At 31.6% G+C, this 16,960-nt stretch carries 16 protein-coding genes and 1 riboswitch; of the genes, 12 read left to right on the top strand and 4 right to left on the bottom strand.

What is annotated here, in order from left to right:
* Positions 1-134: 134 nt before the first annotated feature.
* The 3 genes from CLLI_RS08820 to CLLI_RS08810 all read left to right on the top strand — a co-directional run bounded on the left by CLLI_RS08820 (position 135) and on the right by CLLI_RS08810 (position 3,787).
* Entirely contained in the window at positions 135-560 is a 426-nt protein-coding gene (locus CLLI_RS08820) for a YaaR family protein (protein WP_106063847.1), read from the top strand.
* Between the two features lie 91 nt (positions 561-651).
* The gene (locus CLLI_RS08815; protein WP_106063846.1) at positions 652-1,992 is read left to right on the top strand and encodes a chloride channel protein; all 1,341 of its coding nucleotides are present in this window, start codon (positions 652-654) and stop codon (positions 1,990-1,992) included.
* Positions 1,993-2,023: 31 nt separating this feature from the next.
* On the top strand, positions 2,024-3,787 hold the full coding sequence (locus tag CLLI_RS08810) for a sigma 54-interacting transcriptional regulator (protein ID WP_106063845.1): 1,764 nt from the start codon (positions 2,024-2,026) through the stop codon (positions 3,785-3,787).
* Between the two features lie 57 nt (positions 3,788-3,844).
* Here the strand turns inward: CLLI_RS08810 and CLLI_RS08805 are convergent, their stop codons facing one another.
* Genes CLLI_RS08805 through CLLI_RS08795 form a run of 3 tightly spaced genes read right to left on the bottom strand, consistent with a single transcriptional unit; the run spans position 3,845 to position 6,422 of the window.
* Entirely contained in the window at positions 3,845-4,291 is a 447-nt protein-coding gene (locus tag CLLI_RS08805) for a LysO family transporter (protein ID WP_106063844.1), read from the bottom strand.
* Positions 4,292-4,293: 2 nt separating this feature from the next.
* Positions 4,294-5,100 (bottom strand): DUF3100 domain-containing protein, encoded by an 807-nt coding sequence (locus tag CLLI_RS08800; RefSeq protein WP_106063843.1) that lies wholly within the window; start codon positions 5,098-5,100, stop codon positions 4,294-4,296.
* The gene (locus CLLI_RS08795; protein WP_106063842.1) at positions 5,100-6,422 is read right to left on the bottom strand and encodes an amidohydrolase; all 1,323 of its coding nucleotides are present in this window, start codon (positions 6,420-6,422) and stop codon (positions 5,100-5,102) included. The genes CLLI_RS08800 and CLLI_RS08795 overlap by 1 nt, the downstream gene beginning before the upstream one ends.
* A gap of 232 nt (positions 6,423-6,654) precedes the next feature.
* Positions 6,655-6,768, top strand: a riboswitch (FMN riboswitch).
* 323 nt (positions 6,769-7,091) lie between these two features.
* On the opposite strand from CLLI_RS08795, the gene ribD reads away from it, so the two are divergent.
* The 9 genes from ribD (at position 7,092) to CLLI_RS08750 (ending at position 14,494) form a co-directional block, all read left to right on the top strand.
* On the top strand, positions 7,092-8,186 hold the full coding sequence (gene ribD, locus CLLI_RS08790; RefSeq protein WP_341457003.1) for a bifunctional diaminohydroxyphosphoribosylaminopyrimidine deaminase/5-amino-6-(5-phosphoribosylamino)uracil reductase RibD: 1,095 nt from the start codon (positions 7,092-7,094) through the stop codon (positions 8,184-8,186).
* A gap of 13 nt (positions 8,187-8,199) precedes the next feature.
* Positions 8,200-8,850 (top strand): riboflavin synthase, encoded by a 651-nt coding sequence (locus CLLI_RS08785; RefSeq protein ID WP_106063840.1) that lies wholly within the window; start codon positions 8,200-8,202, stop codon positions 8,848-8,850.
* Between the two features lie 20 nt (positions 8,851-8,870).
* The gene (locus tag CLLI_RS08780) at positions 8,871-10,097 is read left to right on the top strand and encodes a bifunctional 3,4-dihydroxy-2-butanone-4-phosphate synthase/GTP cyclohydrolase II (protein ID WP_278335575.1); all 1,227 of its coding nucleotides are present in this window, start codon (positions 8,871-8,873) and stop codon (positions 10,095-10,097) included.
* A gap of 48 nt (positions 10,098-10,145) precedes the next feature.
* A complete protein-coding gene (gene ribH, locus CLLI_RS08775) occupies positions 10,146-10,607 on the top strand; it encodes a 6,7-dimethyl-8-ribityllumazine synthase (protein WP_106063838.1) in 462 nt (153 codons plus the stop codon).
* A 251-nt stretch (positions 10,608-10,858) separates the two neighbouring features.
* Positions 10,859-11,326: an FMN-binding protein gene (locus CLLI_RS08770; protein ID WP_106063837.1), complete on the top strand. Its 468-nt coding sequence runs from the start codon at positions 10,859-10,861 to the stop codon at positions 11,324-11,326.
* A gap of 113 nt (positions 11,327-11,439) precedes the next feature.
* Positions 11,440-12,462, top strand: coding sequence for an RnfABCDGE type electron transport complex subunit G (locus CLLI_RS08765; RefSeq protein WP_106063836.1), 1,023 nt, complete (start codon positions 11,440-11,442; stop codon positions 12,460-12,462).
* Between the two features lie 249 nt (positions 12,463-12,711).
* Positions 12,712-13,356, top strand: a complete 645-nt coding sequence (locus tag CLLI_RS08760; RefSeq protein ID WP_106063835.1) for an HDIG domain-containing metalloprotein — start codon at positions 12,712-12,714, stop codon at positions 13,354-13,356.
* Between the two features lie 249 nt (positions 13,357-13,605).
* The gene (locus CLLI_RS08755) at positions 13,606-13,824 is read left to right on the top strand and encodes a helix-turn-helix domain-containing protein (RefSeq protein ID WP_106063834.1); all 219 of its coding nucleotides are present in this window, start codon (positions 13,606-13,608) and stop codon (positions 13,822-13,824) included.
* A 151-nt stretch (positions 13,825-13,975) separates the two neighbouring features.
* Positions 13,976-14,494 carry a peptidylprolyl isomerase gene (locus CLLI_RS08750; RefSeq protein ID WP_106063833.1) on the top strand — a complete coding sequence of 173 codons (519 nt, stop codon included), beginning with the start codon at positions 13,976-13,978 and terminating at the stop codon, positions 14,492-14,494.
* Positions 14,495-14,661: 167 nt separating this feature from the next.
* Here CLLI_RS08750 and CLLI_RS08745 read toward each other — a convergent pair whose 3' ends face one another.
* Positions 14,662-16,623 (bottom strand): NAD(+) synthase, encoded by a 1,962-nt coding sequence (locus CLLI_RS08745; RefSeq protein ID WP_106063832.1) that lies wholly within the window; start codon positions 16,621-16,623, stop codon positions 14,662-14,664.
* Between the last annotated feature and the right edge of the window lie 337 nt (positions 16,624-16,960).

The following is a 16,960-nucleotide window of genomic DNA, read 5'->3' as shown; positions in this document are numbered from 1 at the left end:
TATATAAATAGAAAATGGAATGGTTATAATAATATTCTTATAAAATAATAAGTGAACTATTAGGCTTTTTGATATAGAATAATATATAATAGTAATATATAATAAATTATTTATGGTATTGTGAGGGATTGATTATGGAAATATCTAGGGTGGGTAATAGCTCTCCAGTAAAATCTGGTGATAATAAAATTATATCAAATAAAAAAGATTTTTCTCAAAGCTTTAGCTTTGCTAGGGAAAGAAAGTCACAAGCACAATTAAAAGAAATGTTAGGGGATATAAAGAAAAAAGGCAATAGATTATCAGTAACCAAATGTTACGCAGATGTAGCTGCTTATAAAAAGATAATAAAAGAATATTTAAAGTCTGTTTTAGGTTATATGTATAATGTAAAAAAGGATATAAGCTTTTGGCAGACACAATATTTTATTACGGTGGACACTATTGATAAAAAGCTAGAGGAGCTTACGCAAATGTTATTGAGTGGCGAAAAAGAAAATTTGAATATAGCCAGCAGTATTGATGAAATTACAGGATTATTAGTAGACATATATAAATAAAAACAAGGGTAATTGGATTAAAACACCACCAATTGCCCTATTTTTTTGTAAGCACATTAATAATTATGTTAATATAAAATAGGGTGATTCTATGGGAAAAGAAATAAAAAAGGATTTATTAGAAGAATATGTGCTAATGGCTAGCATGATTAAATGGGTAGTATTATCAGTAATAATAGGACTGGTAGTTGGTGGAGCTACTGCCTTGTTTGTTAAGCTAGTATATGTAAGTTCTTCTATAGTTCATAAGAATAAATATTATTTTTTATTTATGCCTTTAGCATTTTTCTTGAGTAGCTTTATAGTTCTAAAGCTAGCACCAGAAGCTAAAGGTCATGGTACGGAAAAAGCTATAGAAGCAGTAAATAAAAAAGAAGGCAGAGTAGATATAAAGGTTGTACCTGTAAAACTGCTTACAACTTTAATAACTATAATATTTGGTGGTTCAGTTGGATTGGAAGGTCCAGCAACACAAATTGGTGCAGGAATATCATCTAAAATTGGAGAGATGCTAAAACTAAAAAATATTGATAGAAAAAGAGTGGCAGTTTGTGGTATAGCCTCAGGATTTGTAGGAGTATTTGGAGCTCCCGTGGGAGCTGCTATTTTTGCAGCGGAAGTATTGTATATAGGCCAATTTTCCTATCTGGCATTATTTCCTTCTTTAATATCTGCATTTGTAAGCTTTTTTGTAGGAAAGGCTTTAGGTACAAAAACATTAATCAAATATTTTATAAATATAAAAGAATTTAGTACTGGAATAATGCTTTTAAGAATGATTTTGTTTGGAATAGTTATAGGTATACTTGCTATGGTTTTCATAAGATTCGTAAATAGGGTAGAACGTTTTTTTCAAAAATTGAATATATATGCACCTTTAAAAGGAATTATAGGGGGATTATGTGTATTATTAATAGTATTAGTTACTGGAAGTCATGATTATATGGGAATAGGGGAAGAAGTGATTGAAAGAGCAGTTACTGGGCAAAGTATTAATCCATTAGCTTTCTTTTGGAAAACCTTAACCACTTCTTTAACTTTAGGTTCTGGTGGAAGCGGAGGAATACTTACTCCTATGTTATATGTAGGTGCTGCTACGGGAAGTGTTTGGGCCCATATAGTAAATGGCGGCAGTACCTTTTATGCTGCAGTAGGAATGGTATCTTTTTTAGCTGCTTGTACCAATACTCCTATTGCAGGAATAGTTATATCAATGGAGTTATTTGGATCTGATGTAGGTATGTATGCGGCTATTGCTTGTGTTATAGCTTACCTTATAGTAGGGCATAAGAGCATATATCCAACTCAAATATTAGTTAAAAGTAAGACTCCATCTCTTTTTATGGATACGGATTGTGAAATATGTAAGGCAGATAAAAAGTTTACCATAAAAAATAAGGTGTTGAGGAATATTGTTAAAAGAGACAGATGATAATATAAATTAAAGGGGGTCACTAAAGCATATGATAGAAAAAATACAAAGTGAACTTCAAGAAATAGCGGAAACTATTAAAGCAATTGTGAACATAGATATAACTATTATGGATAAGAATCTTAAAAGAATTGCAGGCACCGGAAAGCTAAAAAATAAAATTGGCTCTAGGGGTCCTGAAAATTCAGTTTTCCAAAAATGCATAGATACAGGGAAAAGCTATTTCATAAGTAATCCTGTAAATTGTGAAGAATGTTTAAGCTGTGAAACAAATGATAATTGTAAAGAAAAGGCAGAAGTTTGCTTCCCTATAATAATAGAAGGAAAAGTTGAAGGAGTTATAGGGATGATAGCTTTTTCTGAAAAACAAAAGTCTATTTTCTTAAAAAAACAGGAAAGCTATAAAGATTTTGATAATAGATTGAGTGAACTTATATCCTCTCGTGTTAAAGAAAATACTATTTCAAATAGATTGAAATATAAATCTGTTGAGTTGCTGACAGTAATCGATTCTGTAGATGAGGGAATTATAATCATAGGTAAAAATAATATTATATTATCTGTCAATGAGTACATAAGGAAGGAACTAGGGAAAGGAAATATTGTAGGTAAAAATATAGAAATAATATTACCAGCTTTTATTGTAAATAAATTTAAAGAAAAGAATTATAAATTACAAGAAGAAGAAGTAAATATAAAAGTGGGGGAAGTGAAATATAAATTTATATTATCCTTGGTTCCTATATACATGGATGAAAAAATGGTAAGTGCTGTTATTACCTTAAAGGATTTTAATAAATTGCAGAGATCAGTTTTAAAAATAAGTGGTAAATGGGATAATTATGGTTTTGATGAGCTTATAGGACATAGCCCAAACTTTATGCAGGTAAAGAATCAGGCAAAGCATATTGCTAAGGGTAGTGCTCCTGTTTTGCTTTTGGGGGAAAGTGGTACAGGAAAGGAATTATTTGCAAGAGCTATTCATGGAGAAAGTGATAGAAAAAATGAACTGTTTCTTCCTATAAATTGTGGAGCTATACCGGAAAATTTAATAGAAAGTGAACTTTTTGGTTATGATAAAGGTGCTTTTACTGGAGCTAATCCCAATGGAAAGATTGGAAAATTTGAAACTGCTAAGAATGGAACCATATTTCTAGATGAAATAGGAGATTTACCTCTTCATCTACAGGTGAAACTTCTAAGGGTGTTGGAAGAAAAAAGCATTGTAAGAGTGGGTGGTATAAAACCTATAGAAATTGATTGTAGAATAATAGCAGCCACAAATAAAAATTTAATTGAGAAAATAAAGAAAAAAGAATTTAGAGAGGACTTATTTTATAGATTAAGTGTTATACCTATAAATATCCCTCCTTTAAGGGAAAGAAGAGGAGATATAATAGAATTAGCTACTTATTTTTTAAATAGATTTAATAAGATCTATGGTAAAAGTATTAAGGGATTCACACAATGTAGTAAAGATATGCTATTAAATTACTCTTTCCCTGGGAATGTAAGAGAATTACAGAATATTATAGAATATGCTATTAATTTTGAGCAAGGGGACTTAATAGAAGAAAAATTGCTGGAAAAAAGAATAACCACAAATAAGGATAATATCTCAGAAGAAGCAGGACTTAAAGAAATGGTAGCCATATATGAAAAAGAAGTAATAAATAAGTTAATTAATCATTATGGAGATAGTACTGAAGCAAAAAAAAATATAGCTAAAAAACTAAAGATAAGTACAGCTACTCTTTATAGGAAACTAGAGGAAATGAATAAAAAAGGAATCTGATTAAAATTAGGTGGAATCAGATCCCTTTTTAGAAAAGCGGTTTTCTATATTAAATTTTTATATTTGGCCTAAGCATTTTAAAATAAATTGAGCTATTACAGCAGAACCTAGATAGGTTCCTGTAAATACAAAAATTGAAACAACTGCAATTCTCCAGCCAGATTTCTTAAAGGTGTCTAAATCTTTACCAATAGATATACCTACATATGCAAGAATAGGGGTAGTAAGAGCTAAGAAATCTACCTTTGAAATATAATTTGAAATTATTGCAGCACCTGGTATTCCTGGGTAGGTAACAATACATCCTAAAGTAACAATATAAGCAACAGCAGGAATTTTTCCAGGAATAACTTTAGCAAGTATAATTCCTCCAATTGATATTGCAATTAAAATAATCATTCCAGGTATAGCTTCTAAAATATTATTTTTAGGGCCAATCATATTTCCAACTAATGAAAGAATTCCTATTAAAACTAATATAAAAAGAGAATCTTTAATCTTCATAATTAAGCCTCCTCAGAAGGATTTACTTTTGGAGCCTCTACTCCATATTTTATTCTATAGAATCTTTTATATAACCATTCTGTTAATGGTAGTGATATCCATAAGGACATATATAATCCGTCTAATCCAGATAGCATATTACTTGCAGCACCAAAGGCAGCTAAGGTATCTTTCATATCAGGATACATTGCACTTAATGAACCAACAGCTGCAGTCATCATGCTGGCACTTCCAACTCCTGATGCCATAGCTAAGGAGTATGGATGCAATGGAAGATAAGCAGCACAAAAGCTAGCTAAAATTCCAAAGAATATAGTTCCAAAAACAGTACCACAGATATATACTCCCATAACACCTCGACCTTCTGCACCTTCAAGACCATATACATCACTGATTAAGGCTACATTAGGCTCACGAGCTATAGAATGGGCTGCTCCAATGGTTTCCCTCTTTAAACCAAGCATTACTGCCAGAGGTACTCCAAAGAATACAGTACCTATATTACCAAACTCCTGAAGTATTAATGCAGGACTGGATTGTATTATCTTTGGTAAAGTAGGTCCTATCATTGTTCCGTATCTTGCCATTAAAAGCATTAGGGAAACAGTGGTAAGAGTTCCAGCATCCTTCATGTCTTTATCATTTACAATTTTTAAAAATTTAGGAGTTAAAAGTACTCCAAATATTAAAGCATATAGCATTGGTAAAAGAACTATGGTACCAGGGCCAACTTTATATTTAACTATTCCTATCATTTCAGATATAATAACCAATATAAGAACTAATATATGGTTTTTCCAATTTTTCATTATTGCACCTTCCTTTCAAAACAGCTTTCTAAGAAATTAATATATTCTTTCTTATTTTTAAAAGTTGGAATAAAGGAATCCATAACTTGTTTAGCCTTTTCTCCATTATTATACAAAAGATCTATTACTGTCATTGCCATTATCTTTGCAGGCAGTACACAAGCTGCATAATAATCTTCTACTTTAAAATCTTTTGTATGTAAAGCTCCGGATACTCCTCCTATAAAAGGATGTATTGAAGGTATTAGATTTGACACATCACCCATATCAGTAGAAGCAGCAAAGTGACCTGCATCTATAACCCTATCTTCAGGTAGTAGAGTTTTACTATTTTCTTCAAATAATGAGTTCACATATTTAGAACATTTTAATGGAAGATGGCCAGGTATTGTATTAATTATGGTTTTAGCACCTATAGCATATCCACCGGCAATTAATGCTCTATCCACTTTTTCATTAGTTAATTTCATAGCATCTACATTATTTGCCCTAACGTAGCTTTCCATTTTAACATCAGAAGGAACACTGTTTACAGTATCTCCCCCTTTAGTTATGATTGGATGAACTCTTATAGAATCCTCATCCCTAAAGGTCTCTCTTAAAGCATTTATTCCCATGATACCAAGCATAGCAGCATTTAGTGCATTTACTCCATTATGAGGAGCTTCTGCAGCATGTGCAGCTTGTCCGATATATTGAATTGTTTTTCCAAGAAATCCATTACTGGTTTCTCCTATAGCTACAGTAGGTTTAGGACAATTTTTTCGTGAATGCATCATCATAGCAATATCTATATCATCCAATTCACCTCTATATATGAGCTCTTGTTTTCCAGCTAAAAAATGGAGCTTTCCATCTTCCCTAAGCTTTTGTCTGTATTCTATTTCTATATATTCCTCTGCAGGAACACCCATAAATGTTACATTACCGGCTAGTTTATCTTCAATTCCTGATAATTTAAGTCCAAGTGCAGCCCCTAGCATTGTGGTAATTTGAAGATTGTGTCCACAAGTATGGGAAGCCCCAGTTTCTTTGTTAGCTTTTGGGCTATCAAAGCATATAACTCCATCTAGCTCTCCAAGTATTGCTACATTAGGACCAGAAGAGTTTTCTTTTAGTTTAGCTTTCACCCCTGTTATGGCTAATTTATTTCTGTAAGGTAAATTTAATTCTTTAAAGAATTGACAAACTTTTTCTGAGGTCCTTTCTTCTTTAAAACCTAACTCAGGGCATTTTTCTAAGTCTTTAGCAAAAGAGATAAGTTTATCTGAATTTTTATCAATAGTGTTACAAACTAGCTGTTTTAATTCTTCTATAGTCATTTTTATCCCCCTTTTAAATAAAAAATTATCTAAGTAATGGTAGAACTAGTATTATCAGATATGTCTTCCTTTTGAAAACAAATGTATTTAACAAACGTACTGATTATATTTTATATATTTATGTATAACATGTCAATAATATTCTTAAATTTGTATAAATATAAATATTCAAAAAACAATAATTGACATGGTAAAAAAAAAGTGATATTCTTAAATCGGAAATTAAATAGAATTAGTCCTTCAGGGTTTGGTGAAATTCCATACCGGCGGTAAAGCCCGCCAGCCGAAAGGCAGATCTGGTGAAATTCCGGGGCCGACAGTAAAGTCTGGATAAAAGAAGGAAAGCGAAACAAAATTACATGGTAATTTTTTAGAGTACAGATAACAGAGCATAGAGTACAGATAAGGAGAATTTTTCTTCATTGGCATTATGGAAAAATTTTAATTTAAGTTTTTCATAGTACCAAGAAAAGGTTTTTTTTAATTGTTGCTGTGAACTATCAACTAAAAGTTACGATGTAATATTATAAGTTCGTATTTTAAGCCCTGAAAGAAATTTCAGGGCTTTTTTGGTCTTTAAAAATAAAGAATAAATATAAAAATCTTACCTTAGGAATAAGCTGAAATTTAATTAAAAGCTTTTCTAAAGGGCAAACTATAATATGGGAGATGAGTAGTTTGGAAGAAAAGTATATGAGAAGAGCATTGGAACTGGCAAAGCTAGGAATAGGTGCTGTAAATCCTAACCCACTAGTAGGGGCAGTTATAGTAAAGGACGGAAAAATAATAGGAGAAGGGTATCATAAAGCCTATGGAGGTTCTCATGCTGAAGTAAATGCTTTTAATAATGCTGTAGAAAATGTGAGGAATGCTCATATGTATGTTACCTTAGAGCCTTGTTCACATTATGGTAAAACACCACCTTGTGCTAAGGCAATTGTAGAAAAAGGCATAAAAAAGGTTACAATTTCTATGATGGATCCCAATCCTTTAGTTTCAGGAAAGGGGATAGAAATACTTAAAAATAATGGAATTGAAGTTGAATTAGGATTGCTTGAAGAAGAATCAAGAAAATTAAATGAAATTTTTATAAAATATATAACTACAAAAGAGCCATTTTGCATAATGAAAACTGCCAGCACTTTAGATGGCAAAATTGCTACAATAACTGGAGATTCAAAATGGGTAACCAATGAAAAATCTAGGGAATATGTACATTATATAAGACATAGACTTTCTGCAATTATGGTAGGAGCAGACACTGTAATAAAGGATAATCCAAGTTTAACAACAAGGCTTAAGGATATAAAAGGAAGAAATCCCGTAAGAATAATAACAGATAGCAGTGCTAGAATTCCTCTTGATTCTAAGGTATTTAAGGAAAAAGGAAGGACAATAATTGCTACCACAGAAAAAGCTTCAAAGGATAAATTAAATTCAATAAAAGAATTAGGAGGAGAAATAATAATTACTCCCCTTAAGGAAGACAGAGTGGACTTGAATTTTCTTATGAAAAAGTTAGGAGAAGAAAAAATAGATAGTGTACTTTTAGAGGGAGGGGGAACTTTAAATTATTCAGCACTGAGGGCAGGAATAGTAGATAAAGTTATGACATTTATTGCACCTAAAATAATAGGAGGCGCTTTAGCTAAAACTTCTGTAGCAGGAGAAGGAATAGAATTTATGAAAGATGCAATAAATTTAAAAGACATAAATATAACCAGATTTGATGATGATATTTTGATAGAAGGATACCTAGAATGAAGGGGGTGATGCTTTGTTTACAGGTATTGTAGAGGAAATAGGAATAATTAAGGGTATAAATAAGGGGGCGGAATCAGCTAGTATTACCATAGGAGCTAAAAACATATTAGAAGATGTAAAGCTGGGAGACAGCATAGCTACCAATGGGGTTTGTCTTACAGTGACTCACTTTACAAAGGATAGTTTTACTGTGGATGTAATGCCTGAAACTATGAGAAAAAGTAGTTTAAGTAATATATCTATAGGCAGCAAGGTTAATTTAGAAAGAGCATTAAAGCTTTCTGACAGACTAGGGGGACACATAGTAAGTGGTCACATAGATGGTACCGGAGTGATAAAAGAGTTTAAAAAAGAGGATAATGCAGTATGGATTTCTATAGAGGCTCATGAGGAAATTTTAAAATATATTATCAACAAAGGTTCAATTGCCATTGATGGCGTAAGTTTAACTGTAGCCTATGTGGATAAAAAAATGTTCAAGGTTTCCATAATACCTCATACAGGAGAAGAGACTACTCTTTTAAACAAGAAAATTGGTGATAAGGTTAATCTGGAATGTGATCTTATTGGGAAATATGTGGAAAGGTTATCAGGATTTAACTCAAAAGAGGAAAATAAAAGTCCCTTAGATTTAAATTTCTTAAGTGAACATGGGTTTTATTAAATTTTGAAAGGATGGTATTGATTATGTTTAAGTTTAATACTATTGAAGAAGCTATTATAGATATAAAAGAAGGGAAAATGGTAGTAGTTATAGATGATGAGGATAGAGAAAATGAAGGCGATTTGATTATAGCAGCGGAAAAGGTTACTCCTGAAGCTATTAATTTTATGTCTAAGTATGGAAGAGGCCTTATATGTATGCCTGTAATAGGAGAAAGATTAAAACAGTTAAATATATGTCAGATGGTAGATGAGAATACAGATTACAATGGCACTGCTTTTACAGTATCAATAGATGCTAAGGAAACTACCACGGGAATTTCAGCATTTGAAAGAGCAGATACTATAAGAAAGGTTTTAGATCCACAAGCAAAAGAAGATGATTTTAATAGACCTGGACATGTATTTCCATTAGAGGCTAGGGATGGAGGAGTGTTAAAAAGGGCTGGTCATACAGAAGCTTCAGTAGACCTAGCAAGATTAGCTGGATTTTATCCAGCAGGAGTAATTTGTGAGATTATGAATGAAGATGGAACTATGTCCAGAACCCCTCAGCTTATGGAATATGTAAAAGAACATAATTTAAAAATAATAACAATTGCTGATCTTATTTCATATAGGAGAAGAAATGAATCATTAATAGAAAAGGTAACTAAAGCAAAAATGCCAACTAAATATGGTGAGTTTACTATATATGGTTATGTTAACAAATTAAATGGTGAGCATCATGTGGCTTTGGTTAAGGGAGACATAAATAGTGAGGAACCAGTGCTGGTTAGAATGCACTCTGAGTGCCTTACTGGGGATGCACTAGGTTCTATAAGATGCGATTGCGGCGATCAATATGCTGCAGCAATGAAAGCTATTGCTAAAGAAGGAAGAGGAGTCTTAGTATATATGCGTCAGGAAGGAAGAGGCATAGGACTAATAAATAAGCTAAAAGCCTATGCCCTTCAAGACCAAGGCATGGATACAGTAGAAGCTAATATAGCATTAGGATTTCCACCAGATTTAAGGGATTATGGTATTGGAGCTCAGATACTTAAGGACTTAGGAGTAAAACAAGTTAAGCTTATGACCAATAATCCTAAGAAAATATCAGGGCTTTCAGGATATGATTTAAAAATAGTAGATAGAATACCAATAGAAATTCACTCACATGAAGAAAGTGAATTTTACTTAAGAACTAAGAAAGAAAAAATGGGACATTTACTAACTTTAGATAATGAAGAATCAAGTGATTCATAGAAATAGCAGCTATGGATAAAGAAAATAAGGTTTTAGGAGGAGTGCAAAATGAAAATGTATGAAGGAAAATTAATTGCAGAAGGTTTAAAATTTGGTATAGTTATAGGAAGATTTAATGAATTCATTGGAAGCAAGCTTTTGACAGGGGCTTTAGATGGATTTAAAAGACATGGTGTAAAAGATGAGGATATAGAAATAGCATGGGTACCAGGAGCTTTTGAAATACCTCTTATTGCTAAAAAAATGGCGAAATCTAAAAAATATGATGGAGTTGTATGTTTAGGAGCAGTTATAAGAGGAGCTACATCACATTATGAACTTGTTGCAGGAGAGGTAACTAAGGGAATAGCAAAGGTATCCTTAGATGAAGAAGTACCAATAATATTTGGAGTGCTTACTACAGAGAATATTGAACAGGCTATTGAAAGGGCAGGAACAAAATCAGGAAATAAAGGTTATGAAGCAGCAGTTGCTGCTATTGAAATGGCAAATTTAATAAAAGAATTATAAGATAAAAAGCTTTATTCTAATTTAAAAATTGGGATAAAGCTTTTTATTTTTAAGAATAAATTATATTTAATATCATATAGAATAGTAAGGAGAAAATAAATGAATTTTATAAACTAATACATGAATTAAGTTGTTCTTTTTCAAGAATATTATAGGAAATATGTCAATTTTATATTGACACAGCTTTGATAATATATTAACATAAAAATGATGAATGAAATATTTTACAATTTTAAGGGGGAGAGTTTTTTATGAAAAAAGCATTAAGTATTGCCTTAACTTCTATTTTATCATTATCATTGTTGGCTGGTTGCGGAAGCAAGGAAACAAAGGCACCAGCAGGCTCAGCCTATAAAGATGGGAAATATAAGGCTGCATATGATAAGTTAGATTCCCATGGGTGGAAGGCTTTTGCAGAAATAGAAATAAAGGATGGGAAAATAGCTACTGTGGATTTTGACTATTTAAACAAGGACAATAAGAGAAAATCAGAGGATGCAGAATATACTAAAGCTATGAAGCCAAAATCAGGAACATCTCCAGATGAATTCTGTCCAAAATTAGAAAAAGATTTAGTAGAAAAGCAGGATGTAGATAAAGTAGATGCAATAACAGGGGCTACTAATTCTGTGACAAACTTTAAAACCTTATCAAAGACTGCACTGGAAAATGCTAAAAAAGGAGATACAAAGGAAGCTGTAGTTCCATTAAAAGAATAGTTATATAATTTATGGTAAAAAGGTTAGGGACTTTAATTGGTATAAAGTCCCTTTATTTTCCGAATTATTAGATTGATAATTTGTAAAATTTAATAATATGGGGGTATTTATAAGTGAAAAATAGAGTAAAATATGTGGTAGTGTTATTTACAATAACTGCTCTTTCTGGGCTTATATTAGGTATTACGCATGAAGCTACAAAAGATGTAATAGCAGCAAGAGAAAAGATGGAGAGTTTGCAGTTAAATGCAATATTGCCTAACAAAAATGCAGATGATGTTAAAAAAATGAATGTAGAAATTGCAAAAGATGATGTAGTTAATGATGCTTATGAAGCATATGAAAAGGGTGAGTTAGTAGGACATGCAATTATAGTTTCCCCTAAAGGCATGGGTGGGCCTATAAAAATGACAGTTGGCATATACGAGGATGGTAAAATAGGAGGACTTAAAGTAGTAACTCATTCGGAAACTCCTGGAATAGGAGACATTGTGGAAAAAGAAGAATTTATGGGAAGATTCAAAGATAAACCAATTAAAGAAAAGCTTGAATTGGTAAAAACTTCTCCTTCAAAGGAAAATCAAGTGCAAGCTATAACCGGAGCTACAATTACTTCTGGTGCAGTAAATTCTGGAGTCAATGAGGCTATAAAATTTTATAAAGGAAAAGTCCTAGGTGAAACCGTTGAAGATGAGAATAAAGAGATAACTCCAAAGGATATAATTCCTGAAGGAGAAACTATGAAGCCAATAGATGCTCAGTTAAATGAAAAGATTACTGATGTTAAGGGAATATACAAGGGAGAAGAATTGTTAGGTTATGCTATTACGGCTTCTGCTAAAGGTATGAATGATGAAGTTAAAACTATGGTAGGTATTTCTGTAAAGGGTAGTATTACCAATATAAAAGTAGTAAAACAAAAGGAAACAGAAAGTTTAGGAGATGACATACTTAAAGAAGAATTTACGGATAAATTTAAGAATAAACCTACAGATAAACCTCTTAAAAGTGTAAAGGAGAAACCAAAAGATAATAGTGAAATAGAAGCTTTATCAGGAGCTACTATAAGTACAGATGCAGTAATAAATGGAGTAAATGAGGCCGTTAAATTTTATAATGAAAAATTAAAGAAATAATATATTTATGGGGACTTTTCACTAGTCCCCATATTAATTTTCCTATGTTATCCACGTATTAAACATAATTAAAAGCAAAAAATATGTTTAAAATACTATTTCATAATGAGATAATACAAGGGAGGAATTAAAATGGCTAAAAAAGGTATGAAAAGACCTACTCCAAATGAAAATCCAACTTATGATACTAAAAAGAGAAATAAGAATCAGCAGCCTGTTCCTGAAACTAAAAAGTAAAGGAAGATTATTATGAAAGACAAAAAAGAAATATTTCTAGAATTTGATAAACATCTTTTAAAGGATGATAAACCTTCTATATACTTTGATGATTTGGCTAGAGCTGAGATGTTTAAAGAAATATATCCACTGAACTTTTTATGGGATTTAATAAAGATAGAGCAAAGTCCTAAACATCACCCTGAAGGAACCGTCTGGAAACATACTATGATGGTGTTGGATAAGGCAGCAGAAAATAAACACTTAAGCAGTGATAAAAGAGTATTTATGTGGGCAGCATTACTTCATGATATAGGGAAAGCTCCTACCACTAAATTGAGAAAGGGAAGAATAACTTCTTATGACCACGATAAAGTAGGAGCAGGTATGGCTATAAAATTTTTAGAAGAGTTTACTAATGACAAAGACTTTATAAAAAAGGTTTCACTTCTAGTAAGATGGCATATGCAGCCACTATTTATAGCAAAAAATATGCCCTTTGGAGAATTAGATAAAATGCTAGAACAGGTTTCTCCAGAGGAAATAGCTCTGCTTGCAGTTTGTGATAGACTTGGCAGGGGAAAAATCACAGAGGAGAAAGCAAGAGAAGAAAAGGAAAGCATAGAAAGTTTTTTAAGAAAAGCAAAGGAAAGAGCTGAAAATATGTTAACTATATAAAATGAGCCCTCTAAAATTTAATGTTTTAGGGGGCATTTTTTACTATGGTTTTGTTTCAAACAATTAAATTTGTACATAAATATAAGTATAATAAAATTATTTTATAAAATGTAATTCGGAATGGCACGTATGTTAATATAAAGTTTACAATTGATAATATAGATTTTACAAAGTACATGTACAATTTTCTGCGTAAACATGATATAATAAATTTAGGAAACCTATATAATTAAATAAGGGGGTCTTTAAATGTTAGATGGGAAAAAAATAAGGGAGTATAGATTAAGGTTAGGGTATACTGCTACTGATGTTGAGAACCTGACTAAAGATTCTAAATATTTAACCTCAATTTCAAAATCCTATTTAGAAGAACTTGAGAGAGGAGACAAGAAGAACCCCAGTTTACAAAAGGTTGTTGTATTAGCCAACATACTATGCTGCAAATTAGATGATTTAATCGTACATTAGAAAAACTATCCTTTAGGGATTCGGATATAATAATTGCTATAGATGCTATGTAAAAATAGTATTTATGGCAATTTTCATTTACATTTTTATTGTAAATTATAACTACAAATAATATAATTAGCTTTGTATTACAAGAAAAGGAGGAATAATTATGCAGAATCCAGTAGTTACTATACTTATGGAAAATGGAGATATGATGAAGGGGGAATTGTATCCTGAAATAGCTCCAAATACAGTAAATAACTTTATTAGTTTAATAAAGAAAGGCTTTTATAATGGATTAACTTTTCATAGAGTAATTCCAGGATTTGTTATCCAAGGCGGCTGCCCAGAGGGGACAGGAGTAGGTGGACCAGGTTATTCTATAAAGGGGGAATTTGCCTCTAATGGTATTAAAAATGATTTAAAACACACTGAAGGTGTTTTATCTATGGCAAGGGCTATGCACCCTAATTCAGCAGGAAGCCAATTCTTTGTTATGGTGGGAGATGCTCCTCATTTAGATAGACAATACGCAGGATTTGGTAAGATAACTGAAGGATTAGACATAGCTCTAAAAATAGCTGAAGTTAAAACAGATCCTATGGATAAACCAGTAGAACCACAGGTAATGAAAGAAGTAACAGTAGAAACATTTGGAGTGGAATATCCAGAGCCAGAAATTATTTAATAAAGTGAAAAGTGAAGAACTAAGAGTGAAAAGTAAAGGAAAGAATTTTTTATTGAATAAAAAATTCTAGTTTATATTGAGCTGATGACAATTGTCATCAGCTTTTCTCCATGTTTCATAAATGATTTGCACAGGGCTATAAAAATCTATTATCTATTATCTATTAGTTATTCTCTATAATCTATGCTCTCCAAAAACAGTGTACTGCTGGCATCAGAGGGCATTCGTAAGTCTCCACGAGGAGAAAGACTTATGGTACCTACCTTTGGTCCATCAGGCATAGCAGAACGTTTAAATTGTTGTGAGAAAAATCTCCTAATAAAAGTGTTTAACCATTTTTTAATAGTATCCTCATCATATAGTCCCTTAAAGGCTTCCTTTGCCAAAAATAATATTTTTCCAGGGGCAGTACCCTTTACAAAATAATATAGGAAAAAGTCGTGAAGTTCATAAGGGCCTACTATGTCTTCAGTCTTTTGAGTTATATTACCTTCTTTATCTTTTGGAAGAAGCTCTGGGCTTACTGGCGTATCTAAAATATCTAAAAGTATATTAGAAGTTGTTTTATCCGCTTCGTTGTCTGCTACATATCTAACCAAATATCTAACCAAAGTTTTTGGAATAGAACAGTTTACAGCATACATGGACATATGGTCTCCATTATAAGTGCACCATCCTAGTGCTAGTTCTGATAAATCGCCAGTACCTATAACAAGACCACCTTCCTTATTGGCTATGTCCATAAGTATTTGAGTCCTTTCTCTTGCTTGAACATTTTCATAGGTCACATCATGGATTTTAGGATCATGACCTATATCTTTAAAATGTTGAAGGCATGAGTCCACTATATTTATTTCTCTTAAATCTGTGCCTAAGTTTTTACATAAGTTTACTGCATTATTATAGGTTCTATCTGTGGTTCCAAAGCCTGGCATGGTTATAGTTATTATATTTTTTCTATGAATATTCAGCATATCAAAAGTTCTAACAGCAACAAGTAATGCTAGAGTAGAGTCAAGACCGCCGGAAATGCCTATAACAGCTTTTTTTAATCCTGTATGAGTAAATCTTTTAGCTAATGCAGAACTTTGTATATTAAATATTTCTTTACAACGAGATTCTCTTTCACTATTTTCTCTAGGTACAAAAGGATGTTTATCAACAAATCTATGAAAAGTAAAATTATTAAAGTTTTTAAACTGAAATTCTATTTCCCTTATTTTAAAAGGACAAAATCTTGAATTATCCCTATAGCTTACATTTTTTAATCTTTCTCCATTTAATTTCTCTACGTCTACAGAACAGGTAATTATTTCATTATGTCTTTGAAATCTTTCATTTTCTTTTAGCAGTATGCCATTTTCTGAGATAAGTAAGTGTCCACTAAATAATAAATCTGTGGAAGATTCAAATACTCCAGAAGAAGCATATATATAGGCAGCCATACATCTGGCACTTTGTGATTTTACTAAATCTCTTCTATAAACAGCCTTACTTACAATTTCATTTGAAGCGGAAAGATTTCCAATAATATTGGCTCCTTTTAAGCTTAAATAACTGCTTGGAGGAATGGTTACCCACATATCCTCACAAATTTCAAAGGCAAACTTAAAAGCCCCACTTTTAAATAATAAATCCACTCCAAAGGGAATATGTTTTTGAAAATATAGATCTACAGTTTTATCTACAATGTCTATTCCTTCTGTAAACCATCTTTTTTCGTAGAATTCAGTGTAGTTAGGTATATAACTCTTTGGAACTATACCTAATATGGTTCCGTCGTATATTATAAAGGCACAATTATATAGTAAATCACCATATATTAAAGGAGCGCCCACTGCAACTAAAATATCTTTATTATTTAAATAATTACATAAATCCTCTAAGGCTCTTAAAGATGATGATAGTAGCTGTCTATTTAAGAAAAGATCTGAACAGGTATAGGATGTAATGCAAAGTTCAGGAAAAACTACTGCCTTCACATTTTTAGCTAAAGATTCATCAATACATTCCTTTATATTTTTTATATTAAAATCTATATGGCTCACACTGGTTATAGGGCAAGCTGCAGCTACATTTATAAAGTCTTCATGAGGGCTGTAATAACCTTCTTTTATAAAAGCATCCATAATAATACCTCCAATAATTGTTTACTATTATATACTTTTTACAAACTTATTATGGATTAACAAAAGTTAATTGTCAATTAACTATAGCATTACTTAAATCTATCTTATAAATTAATAAATCTATGCAAAATAATTTTAAAATAGTGTATAATGATAATAAATAATAACTAAAAAATTTAAAGTAGTTAAAACATTTTAACTGATAGTTTATTATTTAGGAAGGAGGAGGTTATCATAGGTACTACTGCCTCAATATTACTATGGGTTGCCATAGGAATAACATCTATAACCATTGACATGATAACCAGTAACTTACTTTTTGTATGGTTTACTGTAG

Source organism: Clostridium liquoris, from assembly GCF_002995785.1.
Taxonomy (GTDB): Bacteria; Bacillota; Clostridia; order Clostridiales; family Clostridiaceae; genus Clostridium_AO; species Clostridium_AO liquoris.
Note: the sequence above shows the minus strand (reverse complement) of the source record. Positions and strands in the feature narration are given on the sequence as shown.